Origin of the sequence: Saccharothrix sp. S26 (genome assembly GCF_021390395.1) — a bacterium.
Lineage (GTDB): Bacteria > Actinomycetota > Actinomycetes > Mycobacteriales > Pseudonocardiaceae > Actinosynnema.
In genome coordinates, this window is the sequence record NZ_JAJUWT010000011.1 from 89695 (window position 1) to 107317 (window position 17623).

General features: G+C 71.6%; 17 protein-coding genes and 2 tRNA genes. 3 read left to right on the forward strand and 16 right to left on the reverse strand.

All coding sequences use genetic code 11. The features are described 5' to 3' along the window. Positions 1 to 3: 3 nt before the first annotated feature. The 12 genes from LZG04_RS19080 to LZG04_RS19135 form a co-directional block, all read right to left on the reverse strand. Positions 4 to 675, reverse strand: coding sequence for a hypothetical protein (locus tag LZG04_RS19080; protein ID WP_233818852.1), 672 nt, complete (start codon positions 673 to 675; stop codon positions 4 to 6). Then, complete coding sequence (locus LZG04_RS19085; protein WP_233818854.1) at positions 672 to 2864, reverse strand: hypothetical protein; 2193 nt, start codon at positions 2862 to 2864, stop codon at positions 672 to 674. Before LZG04_RS19085 ends, LZG04_RS19080 begins: the two co-directional genes overlap by 4 nt. Then, entirely contained in the window at positions 2861 to 3214 is a 354-nt protein-coding gene (locus LZG04_RS19090) for a DUF6507 family protein (protein ID WP_233818856.1), read from the reverse strand. The genes LZG04_RS19085 and LZG04_RS19090 overlap by 4 nt, the downstream gene beginning before the upstream one ends. A gap of 36 nt (positions 3215 to 3250) precedes the next feature. After that, positions 3251 to 3553 carry a pore-forming ESAT-6 family protein gene (locus LZG04_RS19095; protein WP_233818858.1) on the reverse strand — a complete coding sequence of 101 codons (303 nt, stop codon included), beginning with the start codon at positions 3551 to 3553 and terminating at the stop codon, positions 3251 to 3253. Positions 3554 to 3570: 17 nt separating this feature from the next. Further along, a complete protein-coding gene (locus LZG04_RS19100; protein WP_233818860.1) occupies positions 3571 to 3906 on the reverse strand; it encodes a hypothetical protein in 336 nt (111 codons plus the stop codon). Positions 3907 to 4346: 440 nt separating this feature from the next. Beyond that, positions 4347 to 4419 (reverse strand) — tRNA-Arg (locus tag LZG04_RS19105). A 39-nt stretch (positions 4420 to 4458) separates the two neighbouring features. After that, positions 4459 to 4548, reverse strand: a tRNA-Ser gene (locus LZG04_RS19110). A gap of 118 nt (positions 4549 to 4666) precedes the next feature. Beyond that, the gene (locus LZG04_RS19115) at positions 4667 to 6664 is read right to left on the reverse strand and encodes an acetoacetate--CoA ligase (protein WP_233818862.1); all 1998 of its coding nucleotides are present in this window, start codon (positions 6662 to 6664) and stop codon (positions 4667 to 4669) included. A gap of 59 nt (positions 6665 to 6723) precedes the next feature. Then, positions 6724 to 7488: an ESX secretion-associated protein EspG gene (locus tag LZG04_RS19120; RefSeq protein WP_233818864.1), complete on the reverse strand. Its 765-nt coding sequence runs from the start codon at positions 7486 to 7488 to the stop codon at positions 6724 to 6726. Continuing rightward, positions 7485 to 8801, reverse strand: coding sequence for a PPE domain-containing protein (locus LZG04_RS19125; protein ID WP_233818866.1), 1317 nt, complete (start codon positions 8799 to 8801; stop codon positions 7485 to 7487). Before LZG04_RS19125 ends, LZG04_RS19120 begins: the two co-directional genes overlap by 4 nt. Next, on the reverse strand, positions 8801 to 9385 hold the full coding sequence (locus LZG04_RS19130) for a hypothetical protein (protein WP_233818868.1): 585 nt from the start codon (positions 9383 to 9385) through the stop codon (positions 8801 to 8803). The genes LZG04_RS19125 and LZG04_RS19130 overlap by 1 nt, the downstream gene beginning before the upstream one ends. 175 nt (positions 9386 to 9560) lie before the next feature. Then, positions 9561 to 10238 (reverse strand): dienelactone hydrolase family protein, encoded by a 678-nt coding sequence (locus tag LZG04_RS19135; RefSeq protein ID WP_233818870.1) that lies wholly within the window; start codon positions 10236 to 10238, stop codon positions 9561 to 9563. A gap of 121 nt (positions 10239 to 10359) precedes the next feature. Here LZG04_RS19135 and hisC point away from each other — a divergent pair, with 121 nt between their 5' ends. Further along, on the forward strand, positions 10360 to 11427 hold the full coding sequence (hisC, locus tag LZG04_RS19140) for a histidinol-phosphate transaminase (protein ID WP_233818871.1): 1068 nt from the start codon (positions 10360 to 10362) through the stop codon (positions 11425 to 11427). A gap of 4 nt (positions 11428 to 11431) precedes the next feature. On the opposite strand, the gene LZG04_RS19145 is transcribed toward hisC, so the two are convergent. Both LZG04_RS19145 and LZG04_RS19150 read right to left on the reverse strand, forming a co-directional pair. Beyond that, the gene (locus LZG04_RS19145) at positions 11432 to 12181 is read right to left on the reverse strand and encodes a sulfite exporter TauE/SafE family protein (RefSeq protein ID WP_233818873.1); all 750 of its coding nucleotides are present in this window, start codon (positions 12179 to 12181) and stop codon (positions 11432 to 11434) included. A gap of 112 nt (positions 12182 to 12293) precedes the next feature. Further along, positions 12294 to 13232, reverse strand: a complete 939-nt coding sequence (locus LZG04_RS19150; RefSeq protein WP_233818875.1) for an SMP-30/gluconolactonase/LRE family protein — start codon at positions 13230 to 13232, stop codon at positions 12294 to 12296. Positions 13233 to 13315: 83 nt separating this feature from the next. On the opposite strand from LZG04_RS19150, the gene LZG04_RS19155 reads away from it, so the two are divergent. After that, positions 13316 to 13750, forward strand: coding sequence for a MarR family winged helix-turn-helix transcriptional regulator (locus tag LZG04_RS19155; protein ID WP_233818877.1), 435 nt, complete (start codon positions 13316 to 13318; stop codon positions 13748 to 13750). Positions 13751 to 13804: 54 nt separating this feature from the next. Here LZG04_RS19155 and LZG04_RS19160 read toward each other — a convergent pair whose 3' ends face one another. Both LZG04_RS19160 and LZG04_RS19165 read right to left on the reverse strand, forming a co-directional pair. Next, positions 13805 to 14707, reverse strand: coding sequence for a neutral zinc metallopeptidase (locus LZG04_RS19160; protein ID WP_233818879.1), 903 nt, complete (start codon positions 14705 to 14707; stop codon positions 13805 to 13807). Between the two features lie 553 nt (positions 14708 to 15260). Beyond that, positions 15261 to 16994, reverse strand: a complete 1734-nt coding sequence (locus LZG04_RS19165) for a bifunctional UDP-sugar hydrolase/5'-nucleotidase (RefSeq protein WP_233818881.1) — start codon at positions 16992 to 16994, stop codon at positions 15261 to 15263. 133 nt (positions 16995 to 17127) lie between these two features. Here LZG04_RS19165 and LZG04_RS19170 point away from each other — a divergent pair, with 133 nt between their 5' ends. Next, positions 17128 to 17601: a MarR family winged helix-turn-helix transcriptional regulator gene (locus LZG04_RS19170; protein WP_233818883.1), complete on the forward strand. Its 474-nt coding sequence runs from the start codon at positions 17128 to 17130 to the stop codon at positions 17599 to 17601. Positions 17602 to 17623 lie beyond the last annotated feature (22 nt).

The following is a 17623-nucleotide window of genomic DNA, read 5'->3' on the forward strand; positions in this document are numbered from 1 at the left end:
CGCTCAGGCCGGTTGCTCGGCCGCGCGCGTCTCGGCGACCACGCGCAGCTGCGCCGCCTTGCGCCGAACGGGCTGGGGCGCGGCCTGGTCGTGCTCCAACGCCGCGAAGTAGGGGATCTCGCGGATCGCTGCCACGTCCAGGACGATGCCCAGCAGCTGCACCGCAGTGCGGTCATCGACCCTGGGCACCGCGTCCTTGAGGAGCGCGACCAGCCGATCCCGGTCCTGCTCGGCGGCGGTGTCCCGGACGGCGGTGCGCAACCAGTGCAGCGCCGCGGTCGTCAGCTCGCCGACCGCCCGTGAAACCCAGAACTGCTCGACCGCCTCGGCGGTGAGAGCCGGTCCGTCGACGTCCCTGAGCCGATCGGCGTGCTCCTGACCGAGCCAGTCCCGGATCGCCGGGACGGTGACGTCCGCGAGCGACGGCATGTCGGCGGCGAACTTCCGGTCCACGACGAACCACTGCTCGTGGAACGCCTCGGGCAGCACGGGTTCCGGGTCGTCCCGGTGCTCGGCCAGGAAGTCCAGCGAGTGCTCCAACGCCGAGAGGGCGACCGTGCGGTTCGCGGCATCGGGGGGCAACGCCTTCACGCCCCGGTTGAGCTCGCCGAAGTCGGATGCGGACCATGGCCGGGGCAACGCCCTCAGCGGCTCCGGCACCAGGTGGGTGGTCACAGGAAATCAACTCCGTACGGTGCGAGGAACTCCTTGGCGGCCGTGAGGTTCGGCATGTGCTTCTCGAACCAGGGGCCTGCCTGACCGCGACCGGGCGGCAAGCCGTGCACACTGCTCGTCGAGGCCTCCGTTACCGCGTTGCGCAACTTGTCCAGCTGGGCAGGGGTGAGCACGCGCTCCCCGATTGTCACGGTCACGTCGTTCTCGATCAACTCGTCGATGGCGGACCGGCCCTTCGCCCTGCTGAACAGGCCGGTCCACCCCTCGTCGGTGTAGATCCTGATCCCGATCTCACGGCCCGGCGCCGCATCACGCCAGCCGATCATCCGCCTGAACTGGTCCGGATCTTCGGCGAGCTTGCTCGCGAAGGTCTGCGCGCCGTACTTGACCTCGTCGAGATGCACCACCCCGTCGGCGGTCTGGTAGACGAGGTCCGCCTGGGGGACGTCACCCGTCCTGACCACGGTGCCGTTGCCGAGGTCGATCCGCTCGTCGATCACCGCGCTGAGCGCGATCCTGCTCTCGGGCGCGAGCCGGCCGCTGTCGAGCAGGTCCCGCGCCGCCCACAGCTCGGCCGCGGCGCCACGCGCGTGAGTCGCGTCGCCACCCATCTGCTCGTAGAAGTCCTTGACGATGTCGTCGATCCGGCGGGGTGAACCCGCCAGCCGACCCGACTCGTCGAGGCGAGCCAGGTCGTTGGCTGCGTTCTCGGGCAACCCCTCCGGCAGGTCGGTCCGGTCGAGCCACCGTTGGGCGTCGCCGTCGACACCGAGCCGGTTCGCGAGGTCCACCACACGGTCCCGGTGGGCGGGAGGCAGGTCGGGCCGGCTGGTGGCGTCGGCGCTCGGGGTTCCGCCGGGGGGAACCTGGTGGCCGTCGGTGGACGGCCGGTCACCGTGCGGCGTGAAGGAGTCGCCCACGCTGCCCGGCGGGTGACCGCCTGGCGGATTCGCGTCCATGTGCACGACGTTCGGCTGGTGCGGACCACCGGGCATCTCGACGTCGAAGCGGTGGCCCGGTGGGACGTCGCCGGCGATGGCGAGCATCGGGCCGAGCGGAGGGATGGTGATGTTGAGCCGCTCCGCCAGGCGGAGGCCCAGTTCGCCGACCGTCGGCATCTTGTTCAGGAACTCGCCCGCCCGGATGAGACCCGCACCGATCTTGGCGCCCGCCGCACCCACCTGGAGGCTGTGCAGACCGGCGCCCGCGCCGCGCAAGCCCGAGCCGGCGCCCTTCGTGCCGACCACGGCGGACACGATGTTGAACGTGGCGGTGCCCGCCGCCCGGGCGTTGTCCTCGCCCCACTGGTCGTAGGCGATGATCGTCTTGCCCGCGTTCAGCAGCAGGTTGCCCATGGCCCCGCGTTCGAAGCCGGGCATGCCGATGGTCTGGTCGAACAGGATGCCGACCGGGTTGGAGTAGGTGGCCACGGCGATCACGAACGTGCCCAGGCCCTTCCACGCCGCACCGGCCGCGCCCCAGGACCACTCGCCGGTCGTCGGGTCGCGGCCGATGAGCGCGCCGAGGTCGGTGACGAACGTCTTGACCCCGTCCCACATGCCGCCGAAGAAGGCGCCGACGTCGCCCCAGAACCCCCGGTCGTGCTTCTCGGGCGAGCCCCACGGCACGTCCTTGGCCCCGTTGAGCTGCTCGGCGGTGTAGCCGTACTCGCCGGTCTCGACCTTGCCGTCGCCGTTCTCCGCGCGGTACTGCACCCCGCCCGCGTACAGCGAGTTGATCGCGTTGGCGCACTTGCGCTGCGCTTCGAAGAACGCGGCGACCTGGACGCCGACCGAGTCGCGCAGCTTGTTGTGCTGGGCGACCTTGCCCTTGTCCTCGCGCCAGTCCTCGTCGTCCTTCGTGGACGCGACGAACGCCTCCGCCTGCGTGCGGAGCGTCCGCAGGGCGTTCTGGATCTCCCGGACCTCGGCGGCGTACCGGGTCAGGGCGGTGCCGACGGCCCGCACGTCCTCGCCAACCGACGCGGTCATCGCCTGGACCGGCGCGGTCGCCGCGAGCAGCTGCCCGACCTCGGGCGCCCGGTAGACACCCGAGAGGCCCTGCCAGGTGCTGTTGACCTGACGGCCGGTGGCGGTGAAGTCCGCGGCGAACTTGCCGACCGCCGCGGCGTGGGCGGTGAGCTGGTCCATGTCGCCCTGGATCTGCGGGATCTCACCCGGGTTGATCATCGCGGTCGCGCACCGCCTCCCGGCAACGCGGCCCGCGGGTCGGGCGCGGCGGACGCGGCAGCCTGGGCGTTCGCCGCCATCTCCAGGTCGCCCTGCACGTAGTGGTTGGTGGCCTGGGCGGCGGCGTTCATGCAGGCGGACGTGCGGGTGAACACGAACCGGACGTCCGCCTGCTTGGCCTGCAAGAACCCCTGCACGGCCTGGGCCACGATCCCCGACCCCGACTGGGCGACCGCACCGCGCAGGGCGGCGTCGAGGCTTGCGACCTGCGCGTCGAACTGCGAAGCCACGGCGTGCGTCTGCCCGAGTACACCGCGTACGCCGTTGGGCGAGATGTCCCACTTCGTCATCGTCGAACCCCCCTGGTCAGTCGGATGCGCACCGGGTCAACCGATCCCCTGCACCGCCGACCGAGCCCGGGCCAGCGTCGTGCCCGCCGTCTCGTCGTTGCGGGACATCGTGGTCTTGACCAGGTCGAGGATCTGCCGGACCTCGCCCGCGGCCCGGTTCCACCGGTCCTCCACAGCGCGGTAGTCCTCGGACACCCCGTCGGCCTGGAAGTCCGCCATGGCGGCGGCGACGTCGGCGCTGCGCTGGGCGATCGCGGTCTCCAACCGGGCCACGATCCCGGCCAGGTCGCTCTGGACCTGCTGGGACACACCGACGTCGAAGCTCCTGCGGTCGTTCACCTGGAATCCCCCCTTCGTCAGCGGTTGCCGGAGAACCGGGCGGCGTCGAAGTTCGCGGACGACTGGGCGGACGCCGCGTTGTCCGCCATCTCGGCGTCACCCTGGCCGAACGCGCTGTCCATCCCGCTCTGGCCACCGAGGATCGCGGCCAGAGCGCCGTTGAGGTCGGCGGTGATCGCGTCCGCGTTGGCCTTGAAGGCGTCGAACTTCTGCCGACCGATGCCGTTGAAATTGCCCTGCAACGGCTCCGCGGCCACCAGGAGCTGGCGGACGAGACCGCCCAGGTCCTCGGTCGCCCCCCGGGTTTGGCGTGTCAGGTTGCCGAGGGTCTGCGCCCCCATGTCGAACTTCATGACGTCCTCCGAATAGCAACGCGAAACATGATCGAGTGTTCGGCGTCTTCCCCCAGTATCGATGGTACAGAGCGAAGTCGACTCGGTCACAAGGTTCCCCAGAGCCACCCGATTGGGTTAGATCAGCACATCAGACCAGGTCAGGCGCCATGCACAGAACGGGACAACAATCCGCAAAACTGCGGCCACTAACGTTGCCCACTGAATAGGAACCACGGTGGATCAGTACACGTGAGAGCGAATCCCGCCATTCTTCGCCTACACCTGCAACTCCCACGCCGCAACCAAGACCCTCACCCGTGGCCGTCCCCTGCAACAGGCGACACCGCCCGACGCGGCAGTGTGACCGTCAGCACGTCACTCGGAAGACCTCCGGCACACGATCCCCCGAATGCGTCAGGGCCCCTGTGGAAACTTCTCCACAGGGGCCCTGAGCGGTGCGCGCTCGGCAGGATTCGAACCTGCAACCTTCTGATCCGTAGTCAGATGCTCTATCCGTTGAGCTACGAGCGCATCGTTCTTCAGTTGTCACCCGGCCGGAGCTGGGTGTTGCGGAGGCTCCGGGATTTGAACCCGGGATGGGCGATAAACCCAAACCGCATTAGCAGTGCGGCGCCATAGACCAGACTAGGCGAAGCCTCCCGGAGCCCCTCGGCTACGACGCATAGATTACACATGCCCCCGGTGGGATAGCAAAACGCCCCCCTCTTTACCGCGTCTGCGCTGGTCAGGGGCGGTGGAGGGGGGCGTTGCGGCGGGCTCAGGCGGGGTCGGGGTGAGGTAGGTCTCGGGACAGGTCGAGGAATGGGCGCAGGGAGGCCGGGTTGCGCAGGGCGTCCAGGCTGACCGCGCGCTCGGGCGGGGTGCCCGCCAGGATCTTCTTCACCGGCACCTCGCACTTCTTGCCGTTGAGCGTCCTGGGGATCTCGGCCACGGCGACGAACCGGTTCGGCACGTGGCGCGGCGAGAGGTTGGTCCGCAGTTCCGTCCTCAGCCTCGGTTCCAGCTCGGCCAGGGTGGTGCCCGGCTCCAGGACCAGGAAGCACAGCAGTTCGCCGTCGGTGCGGCCGGCGCCCGACGTGTCGATGACCAACGAGTCCTCGACGCCGGGCAGGCCCTCGACGACGCGGTAGAACTCGCTGGTGCCCATGCGGACGCCGCCGCGGTTGAGGGTGGAGTCGCTGCGGCCGTAGATGACGGCCGAGCCGCGGGGGGTGATCCGGATCCAGTCGCCGTGCCGCCAGACGCCGTCGAAGGTGGAGAAGTACGCGTCACGCAGCTTCGCGCCGTCCTCGTCGCCCCAGAAGAACACCGGCATCGACGGCATCGGCTCGGTGATCACCAGCTCGCCGACCTCGTCGACGACCGGCTCACCGGACTCCGAGTAGGACGCCACGGCCGCGCCCAGCGCCCGGCACGAGAGCTCGCCCAGCCAGACCGGCAGGTCGGGCGCGGCCGCCACGAACGCCGTGCACAGGTCGGTGCCGCCGGAGACCGACGCGATCTGCACGTCCGGGCTCACGGCCGACGCGATCCAGCGGAAGCCCTCGGGCGTCAGGGGCGCGCCGGTGGAGCCGACCACGCGCAGGCCCGTCAGGTCGAAGCGCTCGGCCGGGTGGAGGCCCTCCTTCAGGCACGACTGGATGTACGGCGCGGACGTGCCGAAGTACGTCACGCGGTGCTGCTCGGCCAGGTGCCACAGCACGGTCAGGTCGGGGTGCGCGGGACTGCCGTCGAACAGCACGATCGTGGACCCGACCAGCAGGCCGGACACGAGGAAGTTCCACATCATCCAGCCGGTGGTGGTGAACCAGAAGAACCGGTCGCCCGGACCGAGGTCGCTGTGCAGCGCCAGCATCTTCAGGTGCTCGAGCACGATCCCGCCGTGCCCCTGCACGATGCCCTTGGGCAGCCCGGTCGTGCCCGACGAGTACAGCACCCACAGCGGGTGGTCGAACGGCACGGGCTCGAAGGCCATCGGCGCGTCCGCGTGCTCGGACAGCAGGGAGTCCCAGGTCACCGCGTTCGGCAGCGGGGTGCCGCCGACGTAGTCGATCATCACGGTGGCGCGCAGCGACCCGATCTGAGACCTCAGCTGCTCCACCGTCGGCCGCACGTCGAACGCCCGCCCGTTGTACCGGTACCCGTCGACGGCCACGAGCACGGTCGGCGAGATCTGCGCGAAGCGGTCCGCGATCGCCCGCGCGCCGAAGTCCGGCGAGCACGACGACCAGGTCGCGCCCAGCGACGCGGCCGCCAGGAACGCGATCAGCGCCTCCGGCGAGTTCGGCACCAGCGCCACCACCCGGTCACCCCGCCGCACGCCCAGCGACTCGAACCCGGCGCGCACGGCGGCCACCCGGCGGCGCAGCTCGCCGTACGTCAGCTGCGACGACAGCCCGTCCTCGCGGTGGAACACGACCGCCAAGTCGTCGTCCGGGCCCCTGAGGGCGTGCTCCGCGTAGTTCAGCGTGGCGCCGGGGAACCAGGACGCGCCGGGCATCACGCGGGCCTCCAGCACGCGCGTGGGCCCGCTGTGGAACACCACCTCGAAGAACTCCGCGATCGCGCCCCAGAACCCCTCCAGGTCGGAGGTGGACCACTGCCACAGCGACTCGTAGTCGGGCAGGTCCAGTCCCTTGGTCGAGGCGAGCCAGGAGCGGAACGCGGTCATCCGGCTGTCCTGGACCCGGTCGGGGTCAGGGCGCCACAGGACTTCCGCCTCGCCGGCGGCGTCGCCGGCACGCATCTCGGTCATACCTGCAGTTCCTAGCCGATCCGACGGCCCGCAACCACAGCGGGCATCCACACATCGGATCAGTTCCGGCCGGCGCTCGCCACCAGTCCCTCGACCGCGGAGATCAGCCTCGGCGCGTCCGTTGGCGCGACGACCAGCCACCCGTCGTCGCGGCGCACGAGGTAGCGGCCCTCGGCGGTGTCCAGCCACGACACGACGGCGCCGGTCGGGTGCAGGTAGCCCGCGCGGTTGCGGGCGATCACGCCGACCTGGCCACCGCCGCTGCGCGTGGTGACCGCGCGCATCAGGGTGTTCGCCTCGGGTTCGCGCAGGCCGACGGACCGCAGCACGTCGAGGAAGCCCTCGCTGCCGTCGTCCTGCCCGGCCTTGCCCGCGGCCAGGTAGTCGTCCCAGCGCACGTTCACCGACCGGCCGCTGCCGGGCGGCGCGGGCGGCAGGGTGTTGACCGTGGTGGCGGCCAGCGCGGTCGGCCGGAACCCGGCGACCTGCACCTGGTTGCCGAGCCTGCCCGCGAACGCGCCGTGCCAGGCGGCCGTGGCCAACCCGCGCGCCTGAGCGCCGCGCACGGTGAAGAACACCTCCAGGCCGACCTCGAACTCGGCCAGGCCGCGCAGCAGCCCGTACAGCTCCTCGTCCGGCCGCTGCACGGTGCCGAGGCCGCGGGCGGCCAGGTCGCGGGACGCGGTCTCGACCAGCGCGTCCCGCTCCTGCCGGGTGTGCCCGAAGTGCCGGGTGCCGAGCGGTACCGGGTGGGCGTCGCGGTGGACCGACTGCCAGAGCAGGAAGAACTCCACTTCGCTGAGCCGGAAGACGCGTTCGGTCACAGGCCGATCACCGGGGGTGCGGCCTTGCGGTCGACGCCGAAGACGTTGTCGTCGTCCTCGAGGTAGCCGGGGCGGTTGCGGTCCTTCTCGCCACCCGCGCCGACACCGGCGACGGGAGGCGGCGCGGCCATCGGCGCGGCGCCGATCATGCCGGACTGCGGCGTCACCGACTTGGGCGCCTGGAACTGGCTGGTGACGCTGCCGGGGTTGGCGCCGCCGCGGTCGCCGCCGAGCGCGCCCGTGGAACCACCGGGACCGGCCAGCGGGCCGCCGCCACCGCCACCGGACGCGCCGACGGGCGTGGGCATGACCCCGCGACCGGCGAAACCGCCGCGACCGCCGGCGAAGCCACCGCGGCCGAACTGCGCGGACGTGCCGCCGGGGCGCTGGGTGGGCGTGCCGCCGGGGGTGTTCACCACGGCCGGGTTGCCGCCACCGGCACCACCGCCGGCGCCGCCGCCGTCGGGCACGGGCGGGGTCGGCGTGACGACCACGGGCGGCGGAGGGGGCGGTGCGACCGGGTTGGTCGGCGGGCTGAACGACGGCACGGTCCGGTCGACCTCGTAGGAGTTCAGCTGGAACATCGCCATGACCTCGGCGGCCTGGCGGTGCGTGGCGTCCGCGGTGACGACCGAGTCGAGCGCGGGCGCGCCGACGTTCTCGATGCCGGTGAACGCGCCGGGCGTGCGCGTGCCGCTGGTGAGCAGGCCGTCGCGCGGCGCGGGGCCGGACGTGTGGTAGCCCGCGTCCTCGGCGAGCCGGTCGCGGACCAGCGGGGAACGCGTCGGGGCGACCGGGGTGGGGGCGACGGTCACCGGCCCGTCCGCGACCGGCGTGACGACCGGCGGGGTGGGCGCGGGCGGCGGCATCATCTCGCGGGCCGTCTGGACGTGCTCGATCTCGGTGGCGATGCACTTGGCCACGTTGTCGGCGTGCTCGCTGGTGTTCAGCGCCCACTTCTCCACCGACTCGAGGGCCTCGCGGGCGCGTTCGGCCGACTCACCGGTCCACGCCAGGCTGGACCGGCTGATCGCCTTGGCCAGGTACTCCTGCACCTCGCCGAGCGCTTTGCTCACCGCCGCCCAGTCGGCCTGGGCGCTGCTCGCGGCCTTGAGGTCGACCCCGGTGTTGATCATCTCCCACAGCTGCTGGTGGCTGTAGGTCATCCAGTCGACCTTCTGGCCGAGGTCGGTGGGCTTGCCGTTGCCCTGACCACCGCCGTTGCCCTGATCACCGCCGTAGCCCTGACCACCGTTGCCGTAGCCCTGGCCACCGCCGTGACCGCGGTTGCCGTCGTGCCTGTTGTCGCCCATCAGCCCTTGGCCTCCCCCGCGGACCCGAAGGCGTCCGCGGCTTCGTCATCGGCCCGTTCCAGGTTCCGCGCCGCGTCGCGGATGGTCTGCTCGACCTCGAAGAGCACCTGCATGAAGTCGCCGATCACGTTGACCGCCGACTCCTCGTTGCCCACCGCCACCTCGCGCAGCCGCCTGCTGATCGCGTCGCTGACCCAGTTGTTGCCGAACTTGAGCTCGACGTCGAGGTTGTTGACCGCCCGGCTGTGCACGGAGTCGACCAGGCCGCGGGCCTGCGAGATGAGCTTGAGCAGGTCGTCGACGCCCTGCTTGTCCAGGTCGAGCTGGACGGACTCCTTGTCCACCGCGCCCAGCGCGGTGGTGGCCTTGTCCAGGTCGGTCTGCGCGGCCGTCGCGAAGCTCTCCACGACGGGCTTGGCCGTCCCGGGCTCGGCCGCGCCGGGTGCGGGCAGGGTGACGGTCGCGCCGGCGTCGGCGGGCGGTGGGGCGACCGGTGGCGCGGTCACGGGTGGTGGCACCACCGGCGCGTCCGCCGCGACGGCGGGCTGCGCCGTCGACGGCGTGAAGCCGGGCGGGACCTGCACCGTCGGCGCTCCCGCGAGTGGGACCGTGTTCCCGTCGCTCATCACTACCCCCTGCACTGCGCTTCGCCGCGGGCTCACCGCGCGTTAGCCGACGACGAGAAGAAACCAGGCGTTCCGGACGCCCTCCTTAGATGTACCGGGAAGCCCGTTCGGTTCCAAGCCGCCGACCAGAGGCTTAGCGAAGATGTGAGTCGAACCAGTTCAAGGCCCGCTGCCAGGCCTCCGCGCTGGCCTCGGGCGTGGTGTCGAACCGGTGGCTGGTGTGGGCGAACCGGACCACGTCGGTCGCCACGGGCGCGGCGGCCGCCGCGTCGCGCAACTTCTCCACGTCGCTGAACGGGATCTCGGCGTCGTCGTCGCCGTACAGGCCCAGCCACGGGCAGGTCAGCTCCTCCGCGACCTCCACCAGCGACGGCAGCCCTTCGGCCAGCGGTTCCAGGATCCCACCGCCGCCGACGGTCACCGCGGCACCGATGGTTCGGCTTCCCGCAACCACCATCGCGACCGATCCGCCCAGGTCGAAGCCCATGACGCCCATGCGGTCCTGGCTCACGCCCCGCTGGCCCAACCAGACGAACGCGACGTCGGTGTCGGCCAGCACGGCATCGCCGGACAGCCCGCTCACCATGGCGGGCGCCTCGTCGCCGGACACCTCGTCGTAGAGGTGCGGCGCGACCGCCAGCCACCCCTCGGCCGCGAGCGAGCCGACCAACCCGCGCACGGTGTCGGTCACGCCGCGCGCCTCGTGCAGCACGACCAGGCCGCCGCGGACGGCGTTCTCCGGCTCGGCGACGGTCAGCCGCAGCTCGCGGCCGTCGGTGAGGGAGAGCGTCTCGGTGCGGGTAGCAGTCATGGCCCAACCCTTCCACGTGGGGGTGAACGGCAGTCAACGTGAGCATCCGTACGGCAGGTATGCCCCATCCGGGTCTATCACCGGATAACGTCCGGCCCAGAACCCCGAAGGGAGCCCTTGGATGACCGTGCGAACCCGCGCCGACCTGGTCGCGCTGCCCGGATACGTGCCCGGTAGGACGATCCCCGGCGCGATCAAGCTGGCCAGCAACGAGGTGTCGGCCGGACCGCTGCCCAGCGTGGTGCGGGCGATCGCGGACGCGGCCACCGCCGTGAACCGCTACCCCGACAACGCCGCCACCGACCTCGTGGCGCGACTGGCGGACAAGCTCGACGTGGCCGCCGACCAGGTGGCCGTCGGCTGCGGCTCGGTGACGTTGTGCCAGCAGCTCGTGCAGGCGACCTGCACCGAGGCCGACGAGGTGGTGTTCGCGTGGCGCTCGTTCGAGGCGTACCCGATCATCTCCGCGGTCGTCGGCGCGCGGCAGACCAGGGTGCCGCTGACCGCGGGCCACGGCCTGGACCTGGACGCGATGGCCGACGCGATCACGCCGGCCACCCGGCTGGTGTTCGTGTGCAACCCGAACAACCCGACCGGGACGGCGTTGCGCGCGGCGGACATCGAGCGGTTCATCGAGCGCGTGCCGTCGGACGTGCTGGTGGTGATCGACGAGGCGTACAAGGAGTTCGTGGACGACGCGGACGTGCCCGACGGCGTGGAGCTGGCCAAGGCGCAGTGGGCCGCGGGCCGGGACAACGTGGCCGTGCTGCGCACGTTCTCCAAGGCCTACGGGCTGGCCGGGCTGCGCGTCGGGTACGCGGTGGCGTCGCCCGCGGTGGCCGAGACGCTGCGCAAGGTCTACGTGCCGTTCAGCGTGAACGCCCTGGCGCAGGTCGCGGCGGTGGCGTCGCTGGACGCCGAGGCCGAGCTGATGGCGCGCTGCCGGGCGATCGTGGCCGAGCGGGCCAGGGTGCGCGGCGAGCTGCTGGCCGCCGGGTTCGAGGTGCCCGAGTCGCAGGCGAACTTCGTCTGGCTGCCGCTGGGCGAGCGGACCGCCGCGTTCAACGAGCACTGCCTGGCGCACAAGGTGGTCGTGCGGGCGTTCGCGGGCGACGGCGCGCGCGTCACGATCGGCGAGCCCGAGGAGAACGACGCCTTCCTGGCCGCGGCCAAGTCCTTCGAGGGCTGAGCCCTCAGCGGGTGAGCAGCTGGACGATGGCCACGACTCCCACCACGACGATCACCGCGCGCAGCGCGGCCGGTGGGAGTCGGCGGCCGACCTTCGCGCCGAGCTGGCCGCCGATGACCGAGCCGACCGCCAGCAGCACCACGGCCAACCACGCCACGTCGGCGATGAAGATGAACAACACGCCCGCGACCAGGTTCACGAACGCGGTCAGCACGTTCTTCAGGGCGTTCATCCGCTGGATGTGCTCGCTCATCAGCACGCCCATCAGGCCCATGACCAGCACGCCCTGCGCCGCGCCGAAGTAGCCGCCGTAGATGCCCGCGAGGAACACGCCGATCCACAGCGCCACGCCGCCGTGCTCGTGGCGTTCCCGTTCGGCGAGCTTGCGGTTGAGCCACGGCTGGGCGATCACCAGCACCAGCGCGATGGCGATCAGCACCGGCACGATCGCGGAGAACGCGTCCTCCGGCAGCACGACGAGCAGGATCGCGCCGACCACGCCGCCCAGCACCGAGGCGGGCAGCAGCCGCTTCACCCGGCCCGCCTGCCCGGTCAGCTCGCGCCGGTAGCCCCACGCGCCGCTGAGCGAGCCGGGCACCAGGCCGAGGCTGTTCGACACGTTGGCCACCACCGGCGGGTAGCCGACGGCCAGCAGCACCGGGAACGTCACCAGGGTGCCGGACCCGACCACGGTGTTGATCCCACCGGCGAACACACCGGCCAGGACGACGACGATCGCCTCCAGCGTCGTCACGGCCACTCTCCCCTGGTCTCGCGGTTTGGTCAGCGACGCTAACACCGCGACCGGCCGGTCGCGGTGTGGCACTTGCGACACCGCGACCCGCCGGCCCTAGGGTCGGGGGTGATCAGCCGACCTTGCGCAACGTGTACCCGTCCGACAGCCCGGTGCCGGTGACGAGCGTGCCCAGGTCGCCGTCGACCACGTAGCTGCCGCGCGGCGAGCGCGCGATCGTGGTGGGTTCGTCGTCGCCCCACGGTGCGACGCGGTGGGTGGTTCGGGCGGTGCGCCAGCCGTCGGTGGAGCGCAGCACGCTGACGGCCGCCTCGCCCGGCGCGCCGAGGGAGTTGGTGACCGCGGCGAGCGAGCCGTCCGGGCGCAGGTCCATGCCGTCGCCGCCGACCAGCGGCCGGTCCAGGGCCACCTCGGAGACCCGACCCGACTCGGTGATCTTGAACAACGCGCCCGTGTCGTAGCGGACGGCGAGCGCGAAACCGCCGGGGTGCCAGACGATCCCGTTCAGGCCGATGGTGTCGCTCGCGAACCGCGGGTCGCGGGCCAGCACGGTGGCGCGGCCGTCGCGGTCGACCCGGTAGAGCGCGTCGGCGGCCGGGTCGGTGACGTAGGCGTTGCCCTCGCGGTCGACGGCGACGTCGTTGGCGCTGTGCCGGCCGGGGCCGATGGCGAGGTCGACCACGTGCACCGGACGCCCGGTGGCGAGGTCGAAGACGCCGAGGCCGGACGCCTTGTAGGTGGTGTCCGGTGTGGACCGGCGGCCCACCCCCATGTCGCCGTACGCGACGTAGATGCGGCCGCGGGCCACGTGGACGCCGAAGGTGGACACCATCCGGGGGTCGCTGACCAGGGTCCGGGTGGTGCCGTCGCGGACGACCTCCACGGTGCCGCGGCGCAGCGAGGTGAGCAGGAAGCCGTGCCGCAGCGGGTCCCAGGCGATGCCCTCGGGGTGCAGTTCGGCGGATCGGCCGGTGATCACGTCCGGCGCGGGCGCGGCGGCGGCGGGCGTGGCGGTGAGGATCACCAGCGCGAAGACCATCAGGAAACGCATGACGCTCCGTCCACTTGTTGAAGTACGAGGACGAAGTTAGATCAGAGCTCTGATATCCGTCAACGCACTTTACGATCGGGGGCATGGGCATGCCGTTCGAGGAGCGCCTGGGCGGCGACATCAAGCGGGTCGAGCACGAGCTGATGCTGGTGAAGCAGCAGGCCGTGCGACCGGCGGGGCTGACCGTGGCGCAGTACGCGGCGCTGCTGGTGCTCAACGACCACCCCGGCGTGTCGGCCGCCGAGCTGGCCCGCCGCTGCCGCGTCACGCCGCAGACGATGACCACGATCCTGCGCAACCTGGAGGCGGCCGACCTGATCGCCCGCGTGCCGCACGAGGTGCACCGCAACGTGCTGGAGACGCGCCTGACCGACGCCGGGCGCGCGGCGTTCGAGGTGGCCGACGCGCGGGCGTCCGCCGTCGAACGGCGGCTCGCCGACGAGTTCAGCGCGGACGAGCGGGAGACCCTGCGCGCCCTGCTGGCCCGCTGCTCGAAGGTCCTGACCGACCGGGGGTGACGGCCCCGCGCCGGGAGGTCGTGCTCGACCACCCGGCGGGGGCAGTGGCGGGGGTCAGCCCAGGTTGTTGGTGTCGAACGTGTTGCAGCGCGCCGGGTCGCCGGTCTGGTAGCCGGTCGAGTACCACTTCTGGCGCTGCGCCGACGTGCCGTGGGTGAACTTGGTCGTGTCGACGTGACCGCCGCCCAGCTCGCCCTGGATGAAGTCGTCGCCGATGCGGGACGCCGCGTCCAGCGCCGCGTTCACGTCGTCCTGCGTCACGCCGGTGATCAGCGGCTGGCCGGACGCGGTCGGCACGGTCTCCGCGTGGTTGGCCCAGGCGCCCGCGTAGCAGTCGGCCTGCAGCTCCAACCGCACCGAGCCCGACGTGGGCCCGGACTCGTGGCCCACCCGGTCGGACGTGCCGAGCAGGTTCTGCACGTGGTGGCCGTACTCGTGGGCCAGGATGTAAGCCTCGACGAACGGCCCGCCGGTCGCGCCGAACTTCTGCTGCATCTCCCGGAAGAAGCCCAGGTCGATGTAGACCTGCGAGTCGGCCGGGCAGTAGAACGGCCCCACCGCGGACGACGCGCTGCCGCAGCGGGTCGACACGCTGCCGGAGAAGAAGTTCGTCTGCGCGGGCTGGTAGGTCTTGCCCGAGCGGGCGAACTGGTCGGTCCAGTAGCCCTGGATCGAGTTGATGAACGCCACCGCGCGGCAGTCCGACTCGCGGTTGGCGTCCGCGCCGGTCCGGCACTTCTCCTTGATGGCCTCGGACCCGACCTGCTGGCCCTGGCCGACGTCGTTGAACCCGGAGCCGGTCGGCAACTGCCCGCCGCCGCCGAGCTGCGAGAGCACGAAGTACAGGATCAGACCGACGATCCCGAGCCCTCCGCCGCCGAGGGCGACCCGTCCGCCGACACCGCGCTGGTCGCTGACCTGTGACGTGTCGAGCTCGGCGTTCTCGTTGAACTGCACCGTGCGTCCTCCCAGCCTGAGCACCGAACCCGGACATAGCAAGCCCCGGGTGCGGGGCCCGACGTCGGGGCACCGCACCCGGGTTTTCCCATGTGGAAGTGACGAAAACCTGCGTGACGGGGTCGGCGTGGACCGCGGTCGGCGCCGACGGTGGAGACGGCGCCCTGATACCTACCGGGTCAACATCGTCAAGCGCGGCGATGGCACCGGTGGCGCCTTGCGCTCGAAACCCCGTCGGAACCGCTCACGTTCGCGATCGGGCCGGTCTGGAGACCGCTCCGCCCGCGGGGTCGCGGTTCGCACGCGGGTCGTCACCGCGAGGACTTACCTGCACCGCACCACCTACCCCTTCCGGGCGTGCCGCCGGCGGGTCAGCTCGGGTTCCGCCGGTGGCAGGTCCTGCGTCGAGCATGCGCCTGTTCAGCGCGATGCACAACCCGGACGGAAGCCCCTGAACTGGTGAAATGAGATTCATCCGGCTCGGTGGGGCGGTGGTGGCGGTCCGTGCGCGCGGTGAGCGGACCCATGGGCAGCCCGCTCACCGCGCGTGACGTCACGGGGTCGTGGTGATGCGGCCGAGCGCCGGCGGGGCCGTGTTCGGGTTCGCCGCCAGGTAGGCCGCGAACGCGTCCAGGTCGATGCCGCCGCCGGTGATCGCGGTGCCGCCGGTGAACGCGCTGAAGCCGTCACCGCCGCCCTGCAGGAAGCTGTTGATCGTGACGCGGTAGCTCGCGTTCGGGTCCAACGGCGTCCCGTTCAGCACGATGTTCGACACCTTCGAGCCGATCGGCGCGGACGCCGACCACGAGTAGGTCAGGCCGGCCGACGGCTGGAGGATGATCTGCCGCTGCGCGCCGTTCACGACCTGCCACTGCTGCTCCAGCGCCGCCTTGAGCTGCGTGCCGGTCAACGTGACCGTCTGCAGGATGTTGCCGAACGGCTGCACGGTGAACGCCTCGCCGTAGGTCACCACGCCGTTGCCCTCGCCCGCGGGCGACGACGCGTAGGTGAGGTCGGCGCGCACGCCGCCCGGGTTCATCAGCGCGAGCACCGCGCCGTTGCCCGTGGTGGCGGCCAGTTGCCCGTCGGCGATCAGGTTGCCCAGCGCGGACTCGCCCGCCGCGTTCTGCGCCCGCAGGACGTCCTGCGCGATGGTGCCGATCGGGCGGTTCGCGATCGGGCCCGACTTGGACTTGGCCAGGTCGATGATGTCCTGGACGTCGTCGTCCGGGTCGACGGTCTTGGTCACCACGTGGTTGCGGGCGACCGTGGCCGAGCGGATGACCTCGCGGGTCCGCTTGTCGATCTTCAGGTCGACCACGGACAGCTCGCGGCCGAACGCCAGGCCCTCGATGAACGGGCGCGGGTTGCCCGCCGGGTCGATGACCGTGCAGTTGTAGTGCTGGTGGCTGTGGCCGGAGAACACCGCGTCGATCTTCGGGCTGACCTGCTCGGCGATCTTGCGGCCGGGGCCGCCCGCGACCGTGCGGCAGTCGTCGGGGCCGCCGCCGGAGGTGTTGTCGCCCTGGTGGACCAGCAGCACGATCGACTTCACGCCGAGCCAGTTGAGCAGGTCGGCGTACCGGTTGGCGGCGGCGATCTCGTCGCCGAACTCCAGCTCCTTGATGCCGTTGGGGTCGACCAGGATCGGCACGTCCTTCAGCGGCATGCCGATGAACCCGATCGGCACGCCGTCGCGGAACTCCACCCAGAACGGCGGCAGCGCCGGCCGGTCGTTGGCGGCGAGGGTGACGTTCGCGCCGAGGATCGGGAAGCGCGCGCCCTCGTAGCTCTCGCGGAACTGGCAGCCGTCGGCCGGGTGGCAGCCGCCGCGCTGCATCCGCAGCAGCTCGCGGTAGCCCTCGTCGAACTCGTGGTTGCCGGCCGCGGTGGCGTCCATGCCGACCTTGTTGAGGACCTCGACCGTCGGCTCGTCGTGGAACAGCGCCGACACGATCGGGGACGCGCCGATCAGGTCGCCCTGGCCGACGACCACCGAGTTGCGCACCTCGGCCTGGAGGTTGCGGATGTGGGTGGCGTTGTAGGCGGCGCCGCCCGCCTCGACCTGCGTGCCGTCCGACAGCGTGACGCGGCCCGAGGAGCCCGTGGGCGGCTCGATGTTGCCGTGCAGGTCGTTGATGCCGATCAGGCGGACGTCGACGGTGCGGGCCGGTCGGTCGTCCTTGTCGGCCGTCGCCGGGTTCGGCACGAACGTGACCGCCAGCGCGGCCGCCGCCGTGACCGCGAGCGCGGCGGAGCGCTGCGCGGTGCGTCTGAACGAGGTCATGGGGTGGGTCCTCCCTGCGGCGCCCCGGTAGGAGGGCGCGGTACGGCGCAGGAGTTTGCCTGGCGGAGCTGACCGGCACCAGACATCGCGGTGGATCGTCCGTTAACGGATATCCGCGGCCTAATCTGGTGACGTGACTGAGCAGGAGCCGCGGTGGCTCGACGACGGGGAGATGCGGGCCTGGCGCAACTACGTGGTCGGGGCGTCGATGCTCGCCGACCGGCTGCACCGGGAGCTGCAGGACGGGCACGGCGTGTCGCTGGCCGACTACGAGGTGCTCGTGCGCCTTTCGGAGCAGCCGGGCAGGCGGATGCGGATGTCGCAGCTGGCCGACGAGGTGGCGTCGTCCAAGAGCCGCGTGTCGCACCAGGTGGCGCGGATGGAGCGGGAAGGGCTGCTGCGCCGCGAGGAGTGCCGGGAGGACGGCCGGGGCGTGTTCGCCGAGCTGACCGACCGGGGCATGGCGCTGCTGGAGACGTCCGCGCCGACCCACGTCGAGGGCGTGCGCGAGCACATGGTCGACCTGCTGTCCCGGGAGGAGCAGGAGGTCGTGGCCAAGGTGTTCGAGCGGATCATCACGCACCTGCGCGACGTGGACGCCAGGTGACGCGACCGCGCCCCCTTGGGCC

Coding starts and splice junctions, on each gene's coding strand:
- LZG04_RS19135 (WP_233818870.1), bottom strand. CDS start 10,238: ATGACTGCTACCCGCACCGAGACGCTCTCCCTCACCGACGGCCGCGAG.
- LZG04_RS19165 (WP_233818881.1), bottom strand. CDS start 16,994: ATGACCTCGTTCAGACGCACCGCGCAGCGCTCCGCCGCGCTCGCGGTC.
- LZG04_RS19100 (WP_233818860.1), bottom strand. CDS start 3,906: ATGAAGTTCGACATGGGGGCGCAGACCCTCGGCAACCTGACACGCCAA.
- LZG04_RS19115 (WP_233818862.1), bottom strand. CDS start 6,664: ATGACCGAGATGCGTGCCGGCGACGCCGCCGGCGAGGCGGAAGTCCTG.
- LZG04_RS19085 (WP_233818854.1), bottom strand. CDS start 2,864: ATGATCAACCCGGGTGAGATCCCGCAGATCCAGGGCGACATGGACCAG.
- hisC (WP_233818871.1), top strand. CDS start 10,360: ATGACCGTGCGAACCCGCGCCGACCTGGTCGCGCTGCCCGGATACGTG.
- LZG04_RS19150 (WP_233818875.1), bottom strand. CDS start 13,232: ATGCGTTTCCTGATGGTCTTCGCGCTGGTGATCCTCACCGCCACGCCC.
- LZG04_RS19155 (WP_233818877.1), top strand. CDS start 13,316: ATGGGCATGCCGTTCGAGGAGCGCCTGGGCGGCGACATCAAGCGGGTC.
- LZG04_RS19090 (WP_233818856.1), bottom strand. CDS start 3,214: ATGACGAAGTGGGACATCTCGCCCAACGGCGTACGCGGTGTACTCGGG.
- LZG04_RS19125 (WP_233818866.1), bottom strand. CDS start 8,801: ATGGGCGACAACAGGCACGACGGCAACCGCGGTCACGGCGGTGGCCAG.